The following is a 461-nucleotide window of genomic DNA, read 5'->3' on the forward strand; positions in this document are numbered from 1 at the left end:
AAGTAATTCTCCTAATGTATATTCTAGATAATCATCATAATCCTTTGCAATAATTACTTTAAAAGTATCTAAATCACAAAACTCAGCCATAACTTGTCTACATACTGCACAAGGAGCACAGTAATCACCTTCGCCAGGATTTTGACCTTTTTTATGTCCAACTATAGCTATAGCAGTAAATTCTTTTTCACCTTCAGATATAGCTTTAAAGAAAGCTGTTCTTTCAGCACAGTTTGTAGGTGTGAATGCAGCATTTTCAATATTACATCCTGTATATACTTTTCCATTATCACAAAGAAGAGCAGCTCCTACATTAAATCCTGAATATGGAGCATAAGATTGTTTTTGAACTTCAAATGCTTTATCAATTAATACTTTTACATCCACCATAAATTCTCACCTAATCCTTTATATATTAATAATACTATGTTGATAGTATTATATTCTCCCAATTAAGGGAC

General features: G+C 31.0%; 1 protein-coding gene. It reads right to left on the reverse strand.

Annotated features, from left to right (window positions below; all coding sequences use genetic code 11):
• Nucleotides 1-390 (reverse strand): cytidine deaminase (locus G3997_RS03560; RefSeq protein ID WP_296648200.1); only part of this gene is annotated, 390 nt, incomplete at its 3' end.
• Between the last annotated feature and the right edge of the window lie 71 nt (nucleotides 391-461).

It is taken from the genome of Romboutsia sp. 13368 (genome assembly GCF_018336475.1).
Classification (GTDB): domain Bacteria; phylum Bacillota; class Clostridia; order Peptostreptococcales; family Peptostreptococcaceae; genus Romboutsia.